Annotated in this window: 19 protein-coding genes; 11 read left to right on the forward strand and 8 right to left on the reverse strand. The window is 65.2% G+C overall.

The features are described 5' to 3' along the window. The first annotated feature begins 164 nt into the window (after nt 1–164). Complete coding sequence (locus AB4Z46_RS23665) at nt 165–1,229, forward strand: NAD(P)/FAD-dependent oxidoreductase (protein ID WP_442285986.1); 1,065 nt, start codon at nt 165–167, stop codon at nt 1,227–1,229. A 543-nt stretch (nt 1,230–1,772) separates the two neighbouring features. Here the strand turns inward: AB4Z46_RS23665 and AB4Z46_RS23670 are convergent. Together AB4Z46_RS23670 and AB4Z46_RS23675 are read right to left on the reverse strand one after the other, a co-directional pair. Beyond that, nucleotides 1,773–2,018 carry a hypothetical protein gene (locus AB4Z46_RS23670; protein WP_442285987.1) on the reverse strand — a complete coding sequence of 82 codons (246 nt, stop codon included), beginning with the start codon at nt 2,016–2,018 and terminating at the stop codon, nt 1,773–1,775. A gap of 339 nt (nt 2,019–2,357) precedes the next feature. After that, nucleotides 2,358–3,572: an FAD-dependent oxidoreductase gene (locus AB4Z46_RS23675; protein WP_442285988.1), complete on the reverse strand. Its 1,215-nt coding sequence runs from the start codon at nt 3,570–3,572 to the stop codon at nt 2,358–2,360. 124 nt (nt 3,573–3,696) lie between these two features. Between AB4Z46_RS23675 and AB4Z46_RS23680 the strand changes: the two genes are divergently transcribed. Further along, nucleotides 3,697–4,410, forward strand: a complete 714-nt coding sequence (locus AB4Z46_RS23680; RefSeq protein ID WP_442285989.1) for a methyltransferase family protein — start codon at nt 3,697–3,699, stop codon at nt 4,408–4,410. A gap of 228 nt (nt 4,411–4,638) precedes the next feature. Here the strand turns inward: AB4Z46_RS23680 and AB4Z46_RS23685 are convergent, their stop codons facing one another. After that, a complete protein-coding gene (locus AB4Z46_RS23685) occupies nt 4,639–5,016 on the reverse strand; it encodes a PH domain-containing protein (RefSeq protein WP_442285990.1) in 378 nt (125 codons plus the stop codon). 122 nt (nt 5,017–5,138) lie between these two features. Between AB4Z46_RS23685 and AB4Z46_RS23690 the strand changes: the two genes are divergently transcribed. Both AB4Z46_RS23690 and AB4Z46_RS23695 read left to right on the forward strand, forming a co-directional pair. Further along, the gene (locus tag AB4Z46_RS23690) at nt 5,139–5,429 is read left to right on the forward strand and encodes a hypothetical protein (RefSeq protein ID WP_442285991.1); all 291 of its coding nucleotides are present in this window, start codon (nt 5,139–5,141) and stop codon (nt 5,427–5,429) included. An 89-nt stretch (nt 5,430–5,518) separates the two neighbouring features. Beyond that, nucleotides 5,519–6,790 carry an MFS transporter gene (locus tag AB4Z46_RS23695; protein ID WP_442285992.1) on the forward strand — a complete coding sequence of 424 codons (1,272 nt, stop codon included), beginning with the start codon at nt 5,519–5,521 and terminating at the stop codon, nt 6,788–6,790. Nucleotides 6,791–6,871: 81 nt separating this feature from the next. On the opposite strand, the gene AB4Z46_RS23700 is transcribed toward AB4Z46_RS23695, so the two are convergent. From AB4Z46_RS23700 to AB4Z46_RS23715, 4 genes are all read right to left on the reverse strand, one after another. After that, nucleotides 6,872–7,288, reverse strand: a complete 417-nt coding sequence (locus AB4Z46_RS23700; protein WP_442285993.1) for a GFA family protein — start codon at nt 7,286–7,288, stop codon at nt 6,872–6,874. Between the two features lie 63 nt (nt 7,289–7,351). Next, nucleotides 7,352–7,735, reverse strand: a complete 384-nt coding sequence (locus AB4Z46_RS23705) for a hypothetical protein (RefSeq protein ID WP_442285994.1) — start codon at nt 7,733–7,735, stop codon at nt 7,352–7,354. Between the two features lie 261 nt (nt 7,736–7,996). Continuing rightward, the gene (locus tag AB4Z46_RS23710) at nt 7,997–8,671 is read right to left on the reverse strand and encodes a DUF72 domain-containing protein (protein ID WP_442286053.1); all 675 of its coding nucleotides are present in this window, start codon (nt 8,669–8,671) and stop codon (nt 7,997–7,999) included. Next, nucleotides 8,616–9,344, reverse strand: coding sequence for a TetR/AcrR family transcriptional regulator (locus AB4Z46_RS23715; protein WP_442285995.1), 729 nt, complete (start codon nt 9,342–9,344; stop codon nt 8,616–8,618). Before AB4Z46_RS23715 ends, AB4Z46_RS23710 begins: the two co-directional genes overlap by 56 nt. A 77-nt stretch (nt 9,345–9,421) precedes the next feature. Between AB4Z46_RS23715 and AB4Z46_RS23720 the strand changes: the two genes are divergently transcribed. The 7 genes from AB4Z46_RS23720 (at nt 9,422) to AB4Z46_RS23750 (ending at nt 18,042) form a co-directional block, all read left to right on the forward strand. After that, entirely contained in the window at nt 9,422–11,578 is a 2,157-nt protein-coding gene (locus tag AB4Z46_RS23720; RefSeq protein ID WP_442286054.1) for an alpha/beta hydrolase fold domain-containing protein, read from the forward strand. Then, nucleotides 11,575–13,260 carry a long-chain-fatty-acid--CoA ligase gene (locus AB4Z46_RS23725; RefSeq protein ID WP_442285996.1) on the forward strand — a complete coding sequence of 562 codons (1,686 nt, stop codon included), beginning with the start codon at nt 11,575–11,577 and terminating at the stop codon, nt 13,258–13,260. Before AB4Z46_RS23720 ends, AB4Z46_RS23725 begins: the two co-directional genes overlap by 4 nt. A 93-nt stretch (nt 13,261–13,353) precedes the next feature. After that, a complete protein-coding gene (locus tag AB4Z46_RS23730) occupies nt 13,354–14,586 on the forward strand; it encodes an ABC transporter substrate-binding protein (protein WP_442285997.1) in 1,233 nt (410 codons plus the stop codon). Then, the gene (locus AB4Z46_RS23735; protein ID WP_442285998.1) at nt 14,583–15,353 is read left to right on the forward strand and encodes an ABC transporter ATP-binding protein; all 771 of its coding nucleotides are present in this window, start codon (nt 14,583–14,585) and stop codon (nt 15,351–15,353) included. Before AB4Z46_RS23730 ends, AB4Z46_RS23735 begins: the two co-directional genes overlap by 4 nt. After that, complete coding sequence (locus tag AB4Z46_RS23740) at nt 15,354–16,064, forward strand: ABC transporter ATP-binding protein (RefSeq protein ID WP_442285999.1); 711 nt, start codon at nt 15,354–15,356, stop codon at nt 16,062–16,064. It begins immediately after the preceding gene. Between the two features lie 6 nt (nt 16,065–16,070). Next, nucleotides 16,071–16,955 carry a branched-chain amino acid ABC transporter permease gene (locus AB4Z46_RS23745; protein WP_442286000.1) on the forward strand — a complete coding sequence of 295 codons (885 nt, stop codon included), beginning with the start codon at nt 16,071–16,073 and terminating at the stop codon, nt 16,953–16,955. A 52-nt stretch (nt 16,956–17,007) separates the two neighbouring features. Beyond that, a complete protein-coding gene (locus tag AB4Z46_RS23750) occupies nt 17,008–18,042 on the forward strand; it encodes a branched-chain amino acid ABC transporter permease (protein WP_442286001.1) in 1,035 nt (344 codons plus the stop codon). A gap of 75 nt (nt 18,043–18,117) precedes the next feature. On the opposite strand, the gene AB4Z46_RS23755 is transcribed toward AB4Z46_RS23750, so the two are convergent. Further along, nucleotides 18,118–18,588, reverse strand: a complete 471-nt coding sequence (locus AB4Z46_RS23755; RefSeq protein WP_442286002.1) for a guanylate cyclase — start codon at nt 18,586–18,588, stop codon at nt 18,118–18,120. Nucleotides 18,589–18,663 lie beyond the last annotated feature (75 nt).

Genomic DNA, 18,663 nt, shown 5'->3' on the forward strand with positions numbered 1-18,663 from the left:
CGTTCACCGGCCTGCACTGAGGACGGATGCCATGACTTCATACTTGATCGGTCCGAATCAGTTGACCGATCCGGAACTGGTTGACGCCGACGCTATCCGAAGGATTGAAGTGGGAATGCGATTCCACCCTTGCCGCCAGCGAATCGCCCACCCAAACATCTCAGATGCCCAACTTGTTCAAGCACACTCCATTCGTAAAACGTAGAGGCAAGGTCATCGTGGTGGGCGGCGGCATCATGGGCGCGTCGGCAGCTTGGCATCTGTCCAAAGCAGGCGCAGCAGTCACGTTGATTGAACGCGCCCCCAACTGCCTCACCACTGCGACCGCCTCATCTTTCGGTTGGGTCGGTGCCAGCGCGAGCACACCTTCTGACAATCCGGCGGCATTCGCTGAGAGGTTGAAGGCGCTGGAGGAGTTCGTACGCATCGAGCGCGACCTCGGCCCGTTGCCGATCGCGGCGCGCGGCGCGCTTCTCTGGCGGTCTACGGAAGACGAAACGGCAGCAATGATTGCGGAGCATTGGACCGCCGGCACACGAATGGAGCGACTTGCTCGCCCCCAAGTTGCCGAAAAGGAGCCGATGATTGCAGGACCGCCGCCGCTCGCCGCCTGGGCGCCTGGCGACTTCGCATTGGAACCCGCCGCATTTGCGCGCCAACTGCTGACAGGAGCGCAGGCCGCTGGAGCATGTGTCCGCCAAGGAGTGGTTGAAGCTATCGAAGCCGCAGGAAACCGGATCACAGGTGTCTTGATCGAAGGGCAGAGATTTCCTGCCGACATTGTTGTGCTCGCCAATGGCTATGGCTCGCGCACGATTGCCTTGACGGTCGGCGCAGACCTTCCGATCCATGAGTCGCCGGCAGTGCTGGTCCGATTCGGTGCTGAAGCGGATGGCATTCGTCACCTGATTTGTGCGCCGGAAATGGAGCTGCGCCCATCCTTGGGGGGTGGCCTTTTTTCTGCTGCCGACTATCCAGAAAATGGCGAGGCCGGCCTTCCCGCGCTTGCCGCGTCAACTGGCGACGCAATTGCCCATCTGTTTGGGATCGCGGCCGCGCCATCGCTTCTTTCCATAAATGCTGCGCAACGTCCTATGACGGCCGACGGCAGGCCACTTTGCGGCCATGTGGGAGGGATCGAAGGCCTATATGCACTGGTCGCGCACCCCGGCGTGATCCTTGCCCCCCTCCTTGGTCGACTCTGCGCCGAAGCTGTTCTAAGTTCTTGATTTGGACAGCCGCTATGAGCCCTTCAGGCCGCACATTTCCTCAGTAGAACGCCAAAGATGGCGCCTGTGCGAGGCGCTTCGGACCAGCGAGGTTTCTGCAGCGCCGTGCCCTTGCCAACAGCCGCGGCGAATGCATCGGTCGACATGGCCAAGGCCAGCAACGCGGTAGAAGCGAAATTCATGAGGGGTTCGTCCAACGGCCGGGTGAGAGCGCAACGGCACGTCACCACTACCCGACCATCTTCGCGATGACATGCCGATGGTCTCGCCAACCGCGAAAGCGGTTGCCAGCGCCACGGCATGCGAGATGCTGAGTGTGTTGACGCGGGCGCTTCCTGAAGCGAAAGCCGGCTACTCCCCAAGGGAGCGCTGATTGTAAATGGCCCTCGAACGTCCGGCTGATGCGAGAGATTCGTGTTCGCGCTGCAAGCATCGCCTCCGACGCGAGCCATCACCCGGCGCCAACCGAGCCCGACGTCCGCAATGGCCACTGAAGGTTGCGCGGCGCCGCGACCTGCCCCGTCCCCTTCCAGAGCCCAGGACTCAGTCGCGGTCGAGGAAGACGCCGACGCAGAGCGCCGCGCCCACGACGTAGAGCAGCCAAGTCTGTGGAATCGCGTAGGGATAGAGCATCAGGGCGACGCCGAGCCACTTGCTTCGCCAACGACCGGCGCGCTTTCCGTAGCGGTAGACCGCAATTCCAATGAGGCCAAACAGAACGGCACCCCCAATGTAGGCCCGGCTCGGGAGCGCAAGCCCTAGCGACTGGAGTGTCTGCAAGGTGTCCATGGGGGCGGGCCAACGATGGAGGATTGTTCCTCTGAACGCCTGCAGTCTGCCCGACGGACACGAGGGGACGTTTCGATTGAAACTTCCGGGATGCGCGAAGAAAAAACCCGCCGGAGCGGGTCAAGAGCAGCCCCTGAGGGAGGGAGGAGGAGAAGAAGAGCGGGCTGCCGAAGAGCAGTCTCTGTCGCGAAACTTAGGTGAGCCTTAGGAGGCAGACACTTGGGGTCGCAGAACGCAGCGTCCATCGGCTCAAGCCGACTGCCAAACGCGGTCGTCGCCGCGAGCAATACGAACCTGCGGCCCTGCAACCCTGGAGGCCCGAACACACGGCCCTTCGTGTCACGCGAGAGGGGCCGGTCGGCTAGGGTCTGCAGGCGGGTGTGCCACCAGCCCGACAGGATTGGACCTCGCAGGTGCGGCCAGGCTGCGCTTCATCAGCCAAGGTACACCGGGGATGTGCAGTCCCGTTGCGAACGCCACGTCCCGCCACATTCCTGCGCCCTGCGCTTGGAAGCAAGGGGTGAGCAATCGGCTCAAGGTCTGAAAACCTTGGGACCGCCGCAACCGTCGCGATGAAAACGCTTGCGTCGCTCCCATCGCCCCGTGTTGCTCCACGGCACGGGCAAGAGCGAGCGCGTCTTCCACGGCGAGCGTCGTACCCAATCCGAGTTGAGGACTCATTGCATGCGCCGCATCGCCGACCACGCACAGTGGGCCGGAGGCCATCGAGCGCGGCCAGGTGTGGCGATACGTGGCGAACGCCAAGTCGTCATGGCGCCGGATCTGGCCGACCACGGGCTCGGACTCGGGCCAGAGAGACAGCACATGCGCTCGCCACCCGGCCAGGTCACTCGACCGCCAGTCTGCATAGCGGTCGCCGCGAATGCTCCAGAAGAAGGAAAGTCGGACGGCGCTGCCCGAAATCTCGGTCGGTAAGAGCCCCATCATTTCGGAGGTCCCCCGGAACCGCTGCAGAAGCACCCCGGAATCCTTCCAGGCAGGTACCCAGAACTGGCCCCAAAGGGCACCCCATCGGTACGTCCTGGAAGGACCGGCAAGGCCGGCACTTTCTCTCAATCGAGAAGCGGCCCCGTCAGCAATGGCAAACAGGTCGAAATCCGACGAGCCGGTCTTCGTCATGGCCCTCGCACGTCCATCCGCCACATCCAGAGACTCGACCTGGCGCGCCAACGAGAAATGGACGCCGGCGGATTGGGCTGCCTTGTAGAGGACGCGAGCGAGCATGGCCCGACTGACAGCGCGAGCAGGTGCGTCTCCGTAGTTGATCTCGACCACGCGCCAACCACGGTGGCTGGTTCCGAGCAGTCGTCCGATGGGGACGCTGACCTCATCGAACTCACGCCGCACGCCAAGTTCTTCGAGAGCGCGAAGTCCCTGCGGTTGGATGAGCAGCCCCGCGCCCAGTGGTTCAAGAGTCGGGTGCTTCTCGAAAACCTCGACCCGGTGGCCAAGCCTCGCCAGCGCAATCGAGGTCGCCAGACCTGCGGGTCCGGCACCGGCTATTCCGATTTCAAGTTCTTTTGGCAGCTGCATTCGGCGGAGACGAGTTGCACCAGCATATATCAGCCTGCGCCAGACTCGATGAGGCGTAGAAAGATGATGCAGTCTCCAGCGGCCCCCAACAGGCAGAATGCGGCCAGGACCGGACGTTGGCGATGTGGCGCATGAACGTCTGCAATCCAGCGATGAGGTGACTGACGAGGACACGCTGGTCGACCTCCGGCGCGGCGACGCGCTCGAGCGCCAGGCGATCGAGACCGCGCGCGCGACCTCCATCGCTGGCTCGAACGCAACAAGCACCTCGCGCAGGTCATCACGCGACGCCAGCGCTCGCCCACTCCGCACGATTCGTGGCGGCGTTGAGTATGATCCTTTCGTGCAGCGCGCCGCCGCGATCATCGGTTCCGCGATCTTCCTGGTCATCGCTCCGGGCACGCTCGCCGTGTACGTCCCTTGGTACCTCACGCACTGGCACTTCGCGCCTCCGCTATTCCCGATCGCGCGCGTGCTCGGCGCCGCCCTGATCGTCGCCGGGTTGCCCATCTTGCTCGATTCGTTCGCTCGCTTCGCGTTGCAGGGCCTCGGCACACCGGCGCCCGTGATGCCTCCCGAGCGCCTCGTCGTCACCGGGCTCTATCGCTACGTTCGCAATCCGATGTACGTCGCAGTCACGGCGTTGATCGCCGGCCAGGGCCTCCTCTTCGGGAGCGTCACGGTGCTGGCGTACGGCGCGATCGTGTGGGCCGGATTCTTCTTGTTCGTTGTCGCCTACGAAGAGCCTGCGCTGGGCGAGCAGTTCGGCGACGAGTACAAGCGCTACCGGGCGAACGTGAGGCGATGGTTGCCGCGCATCACCCCATGGCGCGGGTAGGTGGCAAGAACGCTGCTTGCGCGTCGTCATCCAGCATCGCAGCCGCTACCACTCGTAGACGGTCGCGAGCGCGTCGCTCATCGCTGCATTGCAGACGTTCATGCGCCACATCCTGCCCGGAAGCGGTCGTCGAATGCGCAGCCGCCATGAGCCCGACTCGGTCCGGCTCATAACCGGGCGAGGGCCTCGCGGACATCAGTGGCTGGCCGGGCGGCGCCTTTCTCGCGACTATCGCAGTACGTAGCTGGCGAGCACGCTTTGCACCTCGTAGATGCTGAGCTTCTTGTTGAACTGCTTCTGGATCGGAGCGGCTGTTCCTGAGATCCAGATCTTGAGCTCGGCATCGAGATCGAAGGTGCCAGCCGTCTCGATGCTGAAGTGCGTGATGCTCTTGTAGGGAATCGAGTGGTATTCGGTCTTGCTTCCGGTGATGCCCTGTTTGTCGACCAGCACAAAGCGCTTGTCGGTGAACACGAAGTAGTCTCGGACTAGCTGATAGGCGTGTTCGACCACTTCCCCGGCGGCCAAGATCTGGCTGAACTCACGCTGAATCTTCACAGGGTCGATCTTGGCTGCGTTGCCAAGCATTCCGTCGAGTAGTCCCAAGGTTGCTCCTTCAAATTCCGTCAATATGCGTGACCGTTGCCGATCGTCGAAGGCCGCGCGAGCGCGGCGTGTCGGTAATGTAGTGGCGGCTAGATCTCTCCGGCACTCGGCAGACGCTTGCCGTGGGCGCCGACATCGAAAGCGGCAACGGCTCCGGGCCGGCGGACAACAGCGCGCACGGCGCAGGCGCGGCCTATGTCTTCACGCGCGCGGGGAACGCATGGAGCGAACAGGCCTATCTCAAGGCGCCCGCGACGGATGTCAACGACTCGTTCGGAGCCCGCTTGTCGATCTCGACCGACGGCAGCACGCTGCTGGTGAGCGCCTTCGGCGAAGACAGCAACGCATCGGGCCTGGGCGGCGACAAGAACAACACGGGCGCACTGTCGTCGGGAGCGGTGTACCTGTACTGAACCGCGGCGAAGCACCGAGGATCGGCATGTAGCGAATAATGCGTTTGCGTCTCTATCGCTAAAGCAACGTCCATCGTGCAAGCACGCGAATGAAATCAGCACCGCCGTCCCGTCGTCTTCCCGGCCTCGGATTTCTGCTGCCATCCGGGGTCGATGCCGGCGCCGTCCCCCTGCTCGTCGCGCGGGGGCTGCGCGCCTTCGGCGACGGCTACATGGCGGTGCTGCTGCCGGCCTATCTGCTGTCGATCGGCCTCGGCACGCTGGAAGTCGGCATCGTCAGTACCGCAACGATGCTGGGATCCGCGCTGGCCACGCTCGCGGTGGGTGCATGGGGCTACCGCGTCGCCGGCGGAAAACTCCTGCGCGGCGCGGCGCTGTTGATGGCCGCCACGGGTCTGGGCTTCGCGGGCTTGTCGTCATTCTGGCCTTTGCTGATCGTCGCGCTCGTGGGCACGCTCAATCCCAGCTCGGGCGACGTGAGCGTCTTCCTGCCGTTGGAGCACGCCCGCCTGGCCGGGGCGGCGCAAGGCCAGGCGCGGACCGCACTGTTCGCGCGCTACAGCCTGCTGGGCGCGCTGTGCGCGGCGTTGGGGGCGCTCGCGGCCGGCGTGCCGGACTGGCTGGTTCGGCACAGCGGGCTTGCACGCCCGGATGCGCTGCGCGGCATGTTTCTGGTTTATGCCGCGATCGGCCTGGGCGTCTTCTGGCTCTATCGACATCTGCCGGCGCACGAGGGTGCGAGCAGTGCATCCGACGCGCCGAGCGCTCCCGTCGCGCCGGCACCGCTGGGCGCGTCGCGCGGTGTCGTGGTGCGGCTGGCGGCCCTCTTCAGTGTCGACGCATTTGCCGGTGGACTGACCGTCAACGCCTTGATGTCCCTGTGGCTGCTGGAGCGCTTCGGCTTCACGCTGACGCAGGCCGGGGTGTTCTTCTTCTGGACCGGCCTGCTCGGCGCCGCGTCCCAGCTGGCTGCGCCGGTGGTCGCCCGGCGCATCGGGCTGCTCAACACCATGGTCTTCACGCATCTGCCGGCGAACGTCTGCCTGGTGCTGGCTGCGCTGGCGCCCAGCCTGCCGCTGGCGTTGGCCTTGCTCATGGTCCGCAGCGCCCTGTCGTCGATGGACGTGCCCACGCGCACGGCCTACGTCATGGCCGTGGTCACGCCCGCGGAGCGCAGCGCCGCGGCAAGCTTCACGGCCGTGCCTCGCAGCTTGGCCGCGGCCATCAGCCCGACGCTGAGCGGGGCGATGTTCGCGGCCGGATGGATCTCGATGCCGCTCATCGCGTGTGGACTGCTCAAGATCGCCTACGACCTGACGCTATGGCGTGCCATGCGGCGCAACTGGGCGGAGGGACTGTAGACGGCCGACGCCGTGCCGCGCGTGGCCGTGAGGCCGAAGTCGGCCGGTCGCTTCATCGCAACCGGCCGTGCCAGTGCCTTGTCACTGGCGCCGCGACGACGCATCGTCAGCCGCATGCCAAGGCGCCTTCGACGCAAGATGGATATGCCGCTGCTTCAATGGGGCAATTGGCGTGTCGAGCGTTCCCAAGGTGAACGAAATCCAGGAATCTGCGTCGCCATGCGTGCTGTGCCACGTCACAGGGGAGCCGCACAGAGAGCAGAACGTCCTGGTGACCCCGGGCGACGAACTGCGGCCGCGCAAGACGTCGGCGCCGTGCGTGATGGCGAAATCGCCTACCGGCACGCTGCCATACGTGCCGAAGGCAGCGCCATGGGTTTTCTGGCACATGCGGCAGTGGCAGTGCGAGACCGCCTTGATCTCGGAGCGAACCTCGTACTTCACTGCGCCGCACAGACAGCTGCCGAGGAAGGGTGGGGGCGCCGCGTCATGTTTCATGGGATTTCACGAAGGTCTGGTCATGGCCCGCATTCTGCTCTCCACGCAGGCGCCGCAGCGCCGCTAATCCAAGGACATACGCCGATACTCGGCGTACGCGGTCGGCCGGAAACTACCCACCGGCACAGTCCGCACTTCGCCTGGAAGGGTGACCAGGACGTTGGCCTGCTCGCGCATCCAGCAACCACGAACCGCCTGTCCATCCCAAGTTGCCAGGAAGCAGACACGGCGCGGTGCAGCGCACTCGTCCTGCGCATCGGTCAATTGCAACAGGCGAACCGGGCTTCCATCCGATACGAAGAGGACGCTTGGCGTGAGGTCGCAGCCGACCACGCATGCGCAGCAGGCGAACACGACCGCCAACGGGCGCAGCGAGAGATTGCAACCCTGGTCCGAATTCGCCGGCACCGGCTCGGGCCACCACTTCGAGGGATTGAGATTGAACATGATTCAGGTCCAAAAATGCAAAAAGGCAACGAGCGGAACTCGTTGCCTTTGAGGGGGGCGCCTGGCGAAGTGAGCGGGCTAGCTACCCCACATAGTTCGACTGCGCTGCTCAAAGGCAACGAAGGTGCAAAAACTCGAAATCGACAGGTGCATGGACACGATGAATGCGTTCAATGTGACGGGTTGGATGCAGTCTAGTCCGAGGACCCGGACCTTGTCTACGTGAAAATTGCCGGAAAGGAATCGAGCGTGAAAGGGAGGTCAGCCGGAACACGACGCCAGCAGCATCTTCATGAAGGTGATGCCGTTGCGCTGCCCTTTGTCCTCGTCGCAGGGGTTGAAGGTGATGTGGGTGTTGCGAACCTTGTAGGCGATGCGCACCGCCTCGGCCACCTTTTCGCGGATCTCGGCATCCGGGTAGTCGTAGTCGAAGCGCTCGGCGGCCGACGGCGCGCTCTTGGTGTTGTAGGTGTCGACGTTGCGCCCGTGCAGGCGCAGTAGCGCGTAGTCCGGGTGCGTGGTCTCGGCCAGCCGCGGCACGCTGTTGGCGAAGCCCTGCGGGCCGTCCACGACCGTGTGGACGGCATTCAACCCGCGCACGAACTCGATCGTCGCCGCGCGGTGCGCCTCGTCGAGCCAACTCTGGAGCCTCAACTCGATGCTGACCGTGTGGCCCGCCATCTGCTCGACGCAATGCGCCACGTGCGCGTGGCCTTCGCGATTGCAGGTCAGCCAGGGCGGGAACTGGAAATGCACCAGGCCCAGTTTGCCGGCCGCGCGCAGCGGCAACAGCGCATCGACGAAACGCTTCCAGACCTCGGCACGGATCTCGGGCGGCGCGCCGCGGTCAAGCGCTGGTTCCGGACAGCAGCTGATGGCCTTAGTTGCGATTGGCGGTCGTGGCTCCGCTCTTGCCGCGTGGCCGCCTGCCCGCAGGCGGCTCCGGGGTCGGCGCCAACAGCGCCAAGGTGGACTCGGACGGCAGCACCTCCAGCGTGGCCTGAAGCGTGTCGAGCACGTTCTCCACGCTGTGCGCCGGGCCCCAGAAGCGATTGGGTGCCTCCAGATCCTGGGCGGCCTCCCACGCTGCCCAGATCGCACTGCCATAGATGCCGACCAGCGACAGGCGCTGCTCCAGGATGGGCGGCGGCAGCTGAGGCAGTAGCTCGGCCAGGTGCGCGAGGCAGCGTCGATAGCCTGTATTCCAGGTGTCGCCGACTGCCTCTCTGAGGAATGCACGGTCGCTGAGCTGCAGATTCGCGATCATGCGAATGTAGGTGCGCTGCCCCGTCTGGGTGCTGACTTCAAGCAGCGGCAGCGCCAGCGCCTCGACGAGGCTGCGCACAGAAAGCGCCTTGTCGGCCTCCAGGCGATCGAGCATCTCCTGGCGCCGGGCATCGATGAACCGGGCGCCGTCGAGCACCAGTTCCTTGAGCAGGTCGTGCTTCGATCCGAAGTGGTAGTGCAACGACGCATTGTTGCGCTGGCCCGCCGCCGACACGATTTCCTGCACCGTCACGCCGTCCACGCCGCGCAGCGCGAACAGACGCTGGGCCGACTCCTTGAGTCGCGCACGCGTCTCCAAACCATCAGCTCTCAGGGTTTTCACTGGTTTGATCTTTATTTAAGCGAGTTAACTTAGTTAAAAGATATGGCTTAGTTATCTTACAGAAGGAGTTCTTGGGCATGCGAGTGATTATTGTGGGGGCCGGCATCGGTGGGCTCTGCGCGGCGTTGGCGTTGAGGCACCACGGCATCGATGCACTGGTGTTGGAACAAGCGGCGGAGTTGTCGGAGGTTGGCGCCGGAATCCAGATCGCAAGCAACGGTGCGCTGGTGTTGCGTGAGCTGGGAATCGAGCCCGGATTGGCTGCCGTCGGCACTCAGCCCGACGCCTACGACTATCGCGACCTCGCGACCGGCCGCCAGCTCTATCTGGCGCCGCTGGGGCCGGAGGCGGCCGCACGCTATGGCGCGCCGATGTACAACGTCCATCGCGCCGACCTGATCGAGATCCTGTCGCGCGCGCTGCCTGCAGGGGTGGTCCGACTCGGCGTCAAGGTCGCCGGCATCGGACAGGACGGCCATCGGGCCTGGGTGGACCTGGCTCAGGGGGAGCGGCTGGAGGCCGACGTCGTGGTGGGTGCCGATGGCATCCATTCGGCGGTGCGCACGGCGCTGGGCGGCCCCGACAAGACCCAGTTCGCCAACATCCTGATGTGGCGCTCGCTGATCCCGGCCCACAAGCTCGAGGGGCTGCGGCTGCCGGTCCGAGGCAACAACTGGTTCGGCCCGGGGCGTACGGTGATTTCGTACTGGGTGCGCCCCGACCTCTACAGCATCCTCGCCTCGGTGCCGGCGACGGAGGTGCAGCGCGAGTCCTGGACCGAAAGCGGCGACATCGAAGAACTGCAACGCTCTTTCCACGGGGCCGAGCCGACCGTCCGCAAGGTCTTCGAGCAGATCGAGTCCAGCTTCATCACGGGCATGTACTACCGCGACCCTATCGAGCGCTGGACCACGGGCCGGATCACGCTGCTTGGCGACGCGGCTCATGCGATGGTGCCCTTCCTGGCGCAGGGCGCCTGTCAGTCGATCGAGGACGCCTGGACCCTGGCTGCAACCCTGGCACGTACCGGCGACTCTGGCGTCACCGAGCGGCTGCAGGAATACGAAAGCCGCCGCAGGCCTCGCACGACGCGCGTCCAGGCCGGCGCCCGCGCCATCGTCAAGATGGTGCACGAATCCGACCCTGAACGCGTGAAGGCGCGCAACGGCCGTTGGAAGGGCATGGCGCGCATTGATCCGCTGGCCGAGACCTCCTGGGGTTTTGTCTGGGGCCACAACGAACTCGTGGCGGCCCAGCAGCCCCCCGGCGATGTGGTGGGCGTGGCCGCAGCGCGCGAAGGCAAGCGGATGCAGCGGCCCGAGAGCCAGCGCGCGTTCGATCTCTGGAAGGGGACGTTCACGCCCGAAGACGTGGCTCGCGGCCACGACGGGATGCGCGAGGCATACGACCGGATGCTGCTGAGCCACTTTCCTGTCCCCAGCTACGCTCGGGTCGAAGAGGTGGAGCTCCAAGGCGTTCGAACGCTGCGGGTGACGACGGCGGAAGCGCCATTGAGTAGCCCCGTCGTGCTGCATTTCCATGGTGGCGCCTATGTCCTGGGGTCCGCCCGCAGTTCCTTGGAGTACGCGCAGCGCCTGGCCGCTGCCGTGCAGGGCGTGTGCTGCACGGTCGACTATCGGCTGGCGCCCGAGCATCCGTATCCCGCCGCCATCGACGATGCGCTGGATGCCTACCGAGGCCTGCTGGCCAGTGGCGTCCCGGCGCAGCAGGTACTGTTGAGCGGCGAGTCTTCCGGCGGAGGGCTGGCGCTGGCCTTGGCGATCGCGATTCGCAATGCGGGCCTGCCGGCACCCGCCGGGGTCTTCGCGGTCTGCCCGTTTGTCGACCTGACACTCAGCGGCCCCAGCGTGCAAGCCCATTCTGGCGAAGATCCCGCCGCGCATCGGGACTCCTTGAGTTTGCTCGCCGCGTCCTATTTCCAGGGACACGAGCCGACCGATCCGCTCGTGTCCCCCTTGTACGGGGACCTGCGCGGCTTGCCGCCGCTGTTCCTCACCGCGACGCGCGGCGAGGTGCTGCTCAGCGACACCACACGGTTGGCGGACAAGGCCCGGGCCTGCGGCGTCGACACCACCTTGCGTCTGGTCGAGGACTCCGTGCACGTCTTCACGCTGTTCCCCTTCCTGCCGGAGGCCAAGCAAACGCTGGCAGAGCTCGCGGTCTGGATCGAGGAGCGCATGGGCGCCGCTGCCACCGCAGCGGAACGGGCATGAGCGCTGCGCCGGGCCGACCCAAGCACTGGCCACGCCACCTGCCTGCGCAGCTCACGGTCCCAGGCACGTCACTGTGGTTCAACCTCGAGGTGTCGGCGGCGCGATACCCCGAAAAACCCGCCTACCTGTTCTTCGGGCGCGCGCTGCCCTACGCCGAGCTGCGCCAGCAGGCGGTCGCCATCGCGGGCTGGCTCCAGGCGGCCGGCGTTGGCAAGGGTGACAGGGTGTTGCTGCAGATGCAGAACTGCCCGCAGTTCGTGGTCGCCTACTACGCCATCGTGCGGGCCGATGCGGTGGTTGTTCCGGTCAGCCCGATGAACACCGTGGAGGAGCTGCGGCACTACCTCGAAGATGCGCAAGCCACCGCCGCGATCTGCACCGCCGACGTGGCAGCGACGCTGTGCTCCGCCATCGGCGGCCTGGGCGATGGCGCCGCGCCCGCGGTGCTTGTCACGCGCTATGCCGATGCGCTGCCGATGCCGCCCGCGAGCCAAGACATTCCTCCCGAACTGGAAGCCATGCTTCTGACCGAGCACGCGCTGCCTGCAGGATGCGAGCGCTGGACCGATGCGCTCGCGCGGTCGCTGACGCCACGGCCGCACGAGGCTCGGCCGTCGGACATGGTGATGTTGCCCTACACGTCGGGGACGACGGGGCGGCCCAAGGGCTGCATCCATACCCATGAGACCTTGATGCCCAACGCGCTCGCCGGCGCCATGTGGCCTCAGATGAGCGCCTCCTCGTGCAGCCTTGCAGCGCTGCCGATGTTCCATATCACGGGGCTGGTCTTCGGGGTGCTGAGCAATGTCTATCTCGGGGCCACTGCCGTCGTGATGCCGCGCTGGAACAGGGAGCTTGCAGGCCGCTGGATTGCCGAGTACGGCGTCACCCACTTCGCCTGCATACCGACCATGGTGATCGACATGTTCGCGAGCCCGAACTACCGAAGCTTCGGCCTGGAGGCGCTGTGCAATCTCATCGGCGGCGGCTCCGCGATGCCACAAGCGGTGGCCGAGCGCCTGAAGCAAGAGTTCGACATCGATTTCGCGGAAGGCTACGGCCTCACGGAGACGGCGGCCATGACGCTGATCAACCCGATCGAGCGCGCGAAGCTGCAATGCCTCGGCATCCCGATCTTCGGCAACGATGTGCGGATCGTCGATCCCGAGACGGGCGTCGAACTTCCCACGGGCCAGGCGGGCGAAATCGTCTTGCGCGGCGCCACCGTGTTTCGAGGCTACTGGAGGCAGCCAGAGGCCACCGCGCAGGCATTCAAGGACATCGCTGGAAAGTCCTTCTTCCGCACCGGCGACATCGGCTACCGCGATGAAGAAGGCTACTTCTTCGTCACCGATCGCCTGAAGCGAATGATCAATGCCAGCGGCTTCAAGGTCTGGCCGGCCGAGGTCGAAGCACTGCTGTACCGCAACCCGGCCGTGCAGGAAGCTTGCGTCGTCGGTGTGCCAGACGACTACCGCGGCGAAACCGTCAAGGCGGTCGTGGTGCTGCGCCAGGGCTTGAAGCCCCAACAAGCCGGCGAAGACCTCATCGCGTGGGCGAAGACGCAAATGGCGGCCTACAAGGTGCCGCGCGTCGTCGATTTCGTCGATGAGCTGCCGAAGTCGGCGTCGGGAAAAGTGCTCTGGCGCGAAGTGCAGCGGCAGCACGCCACATCGGCGTAGGCGCACCCGCCGCCGCCTCCATCGGTCCGTCTCCGGGCGACGCCCCCCGCCCGGCTCATGTTTAGGCATTTCACTTGATTGAAGGAATACACCATGTCATTTCGCCGCTCCAACCGCATTCGTTTGCTCGCCGCCGCTGCAGCAGCCTTCTTCCAGCTCGCATCCCATGCCGCGTCGCCTCAGGTGTCCGATGGCGTGGTCAAGATCGGCGTACTGACGGACATGAGCGGAATCTTCTCCGAGCTGGCCGGTCRCGGCTCGGTGATCGCCACACAGATGGCGATCGATGACTTCAAGGCCACGACCAAGCCGGACTTCCGCATCGAGATGGTGTCCGCCGATCACCAGAACAAGGCGGATGTCGGCGCCAACAAGGCGCGCGAGTGGTACGACACGCAGCAGGTCGACATGGTCGTGGACGCGATCAATTCGGCAGTCGCCATCGCCGCCTCCAATGTGACTCGGGAGAAGCGCCGTCTGCTGATGGTGACCGGCGCCGGCAGCATGCGCTTGACCAACGAGGACTGCTCACCCCACACGATCAGCTACACCTGGGACACCTACTCCACGTCCAGGCCGCAAGCCACGGCCGTGACGAAGGATGGTGCACGAGACTGGTATTTTCTGACGGTCGACTACGCGCTCGGCCAGTCCATCGAGCTGGACGGCCAAGCGGCAGTGAAGGCCGCAGGCGGCCGGGTCATCGGCAGCGTACGTCACCCGATCGGTACGCCGGACTTCTCGTCCTTCATGCTCCAGGCGCAGGCCTCGAAGGCGCAAGCCGTCGGCATTGCCAGCGCGGGCGGTGATCTGATCAATGCGATCAAGGCTGCGCGGGAATTCGGCATCACGAAGACCCAGACGCTGGTTCCGCTGTCCGGATCGATCACCGACGTGCACGCGCTCGGCCTGCAGACGGCGCAAGGTCTCATGCTGACCGAAGCCTTCTATTGGGATCTGAACGAGCGGACGCGGGCCTGGAGTCAACGCTTCTTCGAGAAGCACAAGCGGATGCCGAATCTGATTCATGCCGGAACCTATTCCGCCGTGAGAAGCTATCTGCAGGCGGTTCAGGCCGCCGGCACCGACGAGGCGCTTGCCGTCCGAAAGCAGCTGGGCCAGGCCCGGATCAACGACGTGTTTGCCAGCAACGGCCGCATTCGCGAAGACGGCCGCATGGTGCACGACATGTACCTGATGCAGGTCAAGAAGCCCTCCGAATCGAACCGCCCCTGGGACTACTTCCATGTGAAGGCCGTGATTCCTGGCGATCAGGCGTTCCAGCCCCTGAGCGAATCGCGCTGCACCCTCGTGAAGGGCTCATGAGCGACATCATTCTCGAAACGCGCCAGCTCACCAAGGAATTCAAGGGCTTCACCGCAGTCAGCAATGTGGGCCTCAAGGTCGAGCGCGGCGCCATTCACGCCCTGATCGGCCCCAACGGTGCGGGCAAGACCACGTGCTTCAACCTGCTCACGAAGTTCCTGGAGCCCACCTCCGGCACCATCCTCTTCAACGGCACCGACATCACGCGCGAACGGCCGGCGCAGATCGCGCGGCGAGGCGTGATTCGTTCGTTCCAGATCTCGGCCGTGTTCCCGCACCTCACGCTGCTGGAGAACGTGCGCCTGGGCCTGCAGCGCGCGCTGGGCACCTCGTTCCATTTCTGGAAGAGCGAGAAATCGCTGGACCCGCTCAACAAGCGGGCGCGCGCGCTGCTCGCGCAGGTGGACCTCGAAGATCTTGCCGGCGAGCAGACCGTGAATCTTCCCTACGGCCGAAAGCGCGCGCTCGAGATCGCCACCACGCTGGCGATGGAGCCCGAGCTGATGCTGCTCGACGAACCCACGCAGGGCATGGGCCACGAAGACGTGCACCGCGTGGCCGAACTCATCCAGCGCGTCTCTGCCGGGCGCACCATCCTGATGGTGGAGCACAACATGAGTGTGGTCTCCACCATCGCCGACACCATCACGGTGCTGCAGCGCGGTGCGGTGCTGGCCGAAGGCCCGTACGGCGTCGTCTCGAAGAACCCGCAGGTCATGGAGGCCTACATGGGCACCACGGACGGACAACTCCAGGGCGCCCACTGAATGAGCACACCCGCACTCCAGATCAAGGATCTGCACGCCTGGTACGGCGAATCGCACGTGCTGCACGGCGTGGACATGGTGGTGCAGCCCGGCGAGGTGGTCACGCTGCTGGGCCGCAACGGGGCCGGGCGCACCACGACGCTGCGCGCCATCCTGGGGCTGACCGGCGCGCGCAAAGGCAGCATCCGTGTCAACGGCACCGAGACCATCGACATGCCGACGAACAAGATCGCTCATTGCGGCATCGGGTACTGCCCGGAAGAGCGAGGCATCTTCGCCAGCCTTTCGTGCGAGGAAAACCTGTTGCTGCCGCCGCGGCTCAAGGGCACGGAGCAAGGCATGTCGCTCGAAGAAATCTACGAGATGTTCCCCAATCTCACGGAGCGCCGCCATAGCCAGGGCACGCGGCTGTCCGGCGGCGAGCAGCAAATGCTCGCGGTGGGGCGCATCCTGCGTACCGGCGCGAAGCTGCTGCTGCTCGATGAAATCTCCGAAGGGCTGGCGCCGGTGATCGTGCAGGCGCTGGCCCGCATGATCGCCATGCTGCGCGCCAAGGGCTATACCGTGGTGATGGTCGAGCAGAACTTCCGCTTTGCCGCGCCGCTGGCCGATCGCTTCTACGTGATGGCACACGGCCGCATCGTCGAGGCCTTCGGCGCCACCGAACTCGACGCCAAGATGCCGGTGCTCAACGAGCTGCTGGGAGTCTGAAGGACCATGAATCTGTTTGGTATTCCATCCACCGCATTGCTCGGTCAATTGCTTCTCGGCCTGGTCAACGGGTCGTTCTACGCGATCCTCAGCCTCGGGCTTGCGGTGATCTTCGGCTTGCTCAACGTCATCAACTTCGCGCACGGCGCGCTGTTCATGCTGGGCGCGGTGCTGACCTGGATGGCGATGAACTACTTCGACGTCAACTACTGGGTCATGCTGTTCGTGGCGCCGATCGCCGTCGGGGCGTTCGGCGTGTTGGTCGAACGGCTCCTGCTGCGCTGGGTCTACAAGCTCGACCATCTCTACGGGTTGCTGCTGACGCTGGGCCTGACGCTGCTCATCGAAGGCGTGTTCCGATCGGTCTACGGCGTCTCGGGCCTGCCCTACGACACGCCCGACCTGCTGTCCGGCGCCACCGACCTCGGCTTCATGGTGCTGCCCAACTACCGGGCCTGGGTGGTCGTGGCCTCGCTGGTGGTCTGCTTCGCGACCTGGTTCGTGATCGAGAAGACCCGGCTCGGCGCCTACCTGCGCGCCGGCACCGAGAACCCGCGGCTGGTCGAGGCCTTCGGTGTCAACGTGCCGCTGATGATCACGCTGACCTACGCCTTCGGCTGTGCGCTCGCCGCCTTCGCCGGCGTGCTGGCCGCACCGGTGATGCAGGTGTCGCCGCTGATGGGGCAGAACCTCATCACCGTCGTGTTCGCGGTGGTGGTGATCGGCGGCATGGGCTCGATCATGGGCGCCATCCTCACCGGCCTGGGACTGGGCGTGATCGAGGGGCTGACCAAGGTCATCTATCCCGAGGCTTCATCGACGGTCGTGTTTCTCATCATGGCCATCGTGTTGCTGCTGCGACCTGCAGGACTGTTCGGCAAAGAGAAGTGACACACGCCTCGGCCCCTTCGGGCTCCGCCCTTCATTCGCTTCCTCGATTCTCATGACCCAACCATCGATCCCCGTCTATCTGCTCGTTCTGGCGGCGCTGGCATTTGCACCTTGGCTTGGTGCATACCCGGTGTTCCTGATGAAGCTCATGTGTTTCGCCCTCTTCGCGTGCGCGTTCAATCTTCTGCTCGGCTACACCGGTTTGCTGTCGCTCGGGCACGCGGCCCTGCTCGGCGGTTCGGCGTACGTGGCGGGCCACGCCGCCAAGGTCTGGGGCTTCACGCCCGAACTCAGCTTGCTGGTCGGCACGCTCACCGGCGCGCTCCTCGGCTGGGTGTTCGGTGTGCTGGCCATCCGGCGCCAGGGAATCTACTTCGCAATGATCACCCTGGCACTGGCGCAAATGGTCTTCTTCGTGGTCCTTCAGGCCCCTTTCACAGGCGGCGAGGATGGACTGCAGGGCGTCCCGCGCGGCCGGCTGTTCGGTCTCGTCGATCTGCGCAGCGATGTCGCGATGTACTACGTGACGCTCGCAGTGGCCGCAGGAGGCTTCGCGCTGATCATGCGCATCGTCCACTCGCCGTTCGGCCAGGTCCTGCGCGGCATCAAGGAAAACGAGTCGCGCGCGCTCTCTCTGGGCTACGACGTCGCACGCTTCAAGCTGGTGGTGTTCGTGCTCTCTGCCGCCATCTCCGGATTGGCTGGATCGCTCAAGACGCTGGTGCTGGGTTTCGCGACACTTTCGGACGTGCATTGGACTGCGTCGGGGCAGGTTGTCCTGATGACCCTGGTGGGCGGGCTTGGGACATTGGCGGGGCCCCTGGTGGGCGCGACCGTTCTGGTGCTGCTCGAGAACAAGATCGGCGAACTGGGCCAGTTCCTGGCGCGATGGACGTCGATCGACTGGTTCAACACGCTCGGCGAGTCGGTCACCACGATCACCGGCCTGATCTTCGTTGTCTGCGTACTGGTGTTCCGGCGTGGGCTCACCGGAGAGATGATTGCCTGGCGCGCGCGGCTGAGCGCAACGCGCCGTGCGGCAGGGGTGCCCGATCGAACAACGGCGCGCACGCCCGAGCATCCTTGAAGGGTCGTGCCGCAACAGGCCGATCCTCAGACGCTGAGCTGAGCTGGACGATCTTGACCCTGCCGAGGGCCATCTTCATGCTGTCGTTCCAGGCTCGGGCAGGTACGCCGGCAGAACCCGGGCCGCACGCTGGAGCAGCTCGAATTCCTCGTCGGCCAGCCCGTGCGCGACGACGTCGAAATGGCACAGCGTGCCGATCAGGCCACCAGCGGGGTCGGTGAGCGGAACCCCGTGATAGCTGACCATCACGCCCTGGTACGGATGGCCATCCAGTCGCGGATCGGCGCCCGAATCCGTCGTTCGGAAGAAGCCGTCGCGCAGGACGAACTGGCAGAAGCTGACCTCGAAAGGCACCACCGCCAGGAACTCCGGTCGCGCCTCCCGCTGCTTGTCGTGCAGGAAGACGTTGCGAAGCATGCCGCCGTCGATGCGGTAGACAGCGGAATAGCGATGCGGCACCGCTTCGTTGAGGTACGCCAGGGCGGCCTCCGGTCCTCGGGCCTCCAGGGTGGCGCAAAAAGTCCCGATGTCGCGAGTGGGTGTCATCAGGCGCACTCTAGCGGTTTCGGGGCCTCCGCGTCACGCACATCCGTTGCCGCCTCCTCGCGACGCCGCGGGGGC

It is taken from the genome of Variovorax sp. M-6 (genome assembly GCF_052114385.1).
GTDB lineage: Bacteria > Pseudomonadota > Gammaproteobacteria > Burkholderiales > Burkholderiaceae_C > Variovorax.

Coding starts and splice junctions, on each gene's coding strand:
- AB4Z46_RS23665 (WP_442285986.1), top strand. CDS start 165: ATGCCCAACTTGTTCAAGCACACTCCATTCGTAAAACGTAGAGGCAAG.
- AB4Z46_RS23670 (WP_442285987.1), bottom strand. CDS start 2,018: ATGGACACCTTGCAGACACTCCAGTCGCTAGGGCTTGCGCTCCCGAGC.
- AB4Z46_RS23675 (WP_442285988.1), bottom strand. CDS start 3,572: ATGCAGCTGCCAAAAGAACTTGAAATCGGAATAGCCGGTGCCGGACCC.
- AB4Z46_RS23695 (WP_442285992.1), top strand. CDS start 5,519: ATGAAATCAGCACCGCCGTCCCGTCGTCTTCCCGGCCTCGGATTTCTG.
- AB4Z46_RS23700 (WP_442285993.1), bottom strand. CDS start 7,288: ATGAAACATGACGCGGCGCCCCCACCCTTCCTCGGCAGCTGTCTGTGC.
- AB4Z46_RS23705 (WP_442285994.1), bottom strand. CDS start 7,735: ATGTTCAATCTCAATCCCTCGAAGTGGTGGCCCGAGCCGGTGCCGGCG.
- AB4Z46_RS23720 (WP_442286054.1), top strand. CDS start 9,422: ATGCGAGTGATTATTGTGGGGGCCGGCATCGGTGGGCTCTGCGCGGCG.
- AB4Z46_RS23725 (WP_442285996.1), top strand. CDS start 11,575: ATGAGCGCTGCGCCGGGCCGACCCAAGCACTGGCCACGCCACCTGCCT.
- AB4Z46_RS23735 (WP_442285998.1), top strand. CDS start 14,583: ATGAGCGACATCATTCTCGAAACGCGCCAGCTCACCAAGGAATTCAAG.
- AB4Z46_RS23740 (WP_442285999.1), top strand. CDS start 15,354: ATGAGCACACCCGCACTCCAGATCAAGGATCTGCACGCCTGGTACGGC.
- AB4Z46_RS23745 (WP_442286000.1), top strand. CDS start 16,071: ATGAATCTGTTTGGTATTCCATCCACCGCATTGCTCGGTCAATTGCTT.
- AB4Z46_RS23750 (WP_442286001.1), top strand. CDS start 17,008: ATGACCCAACCATCGATCCCCGTCTATCTGCTCGTTCTGGCGGCGCTG.
- AB4Z46_RS23755 (WP_442286002.1), bottom strand. CDS start 18,588: ATGACACCCACTCGCGACATCGGGACTTTTTGCGCCACCCTGGAGGCC.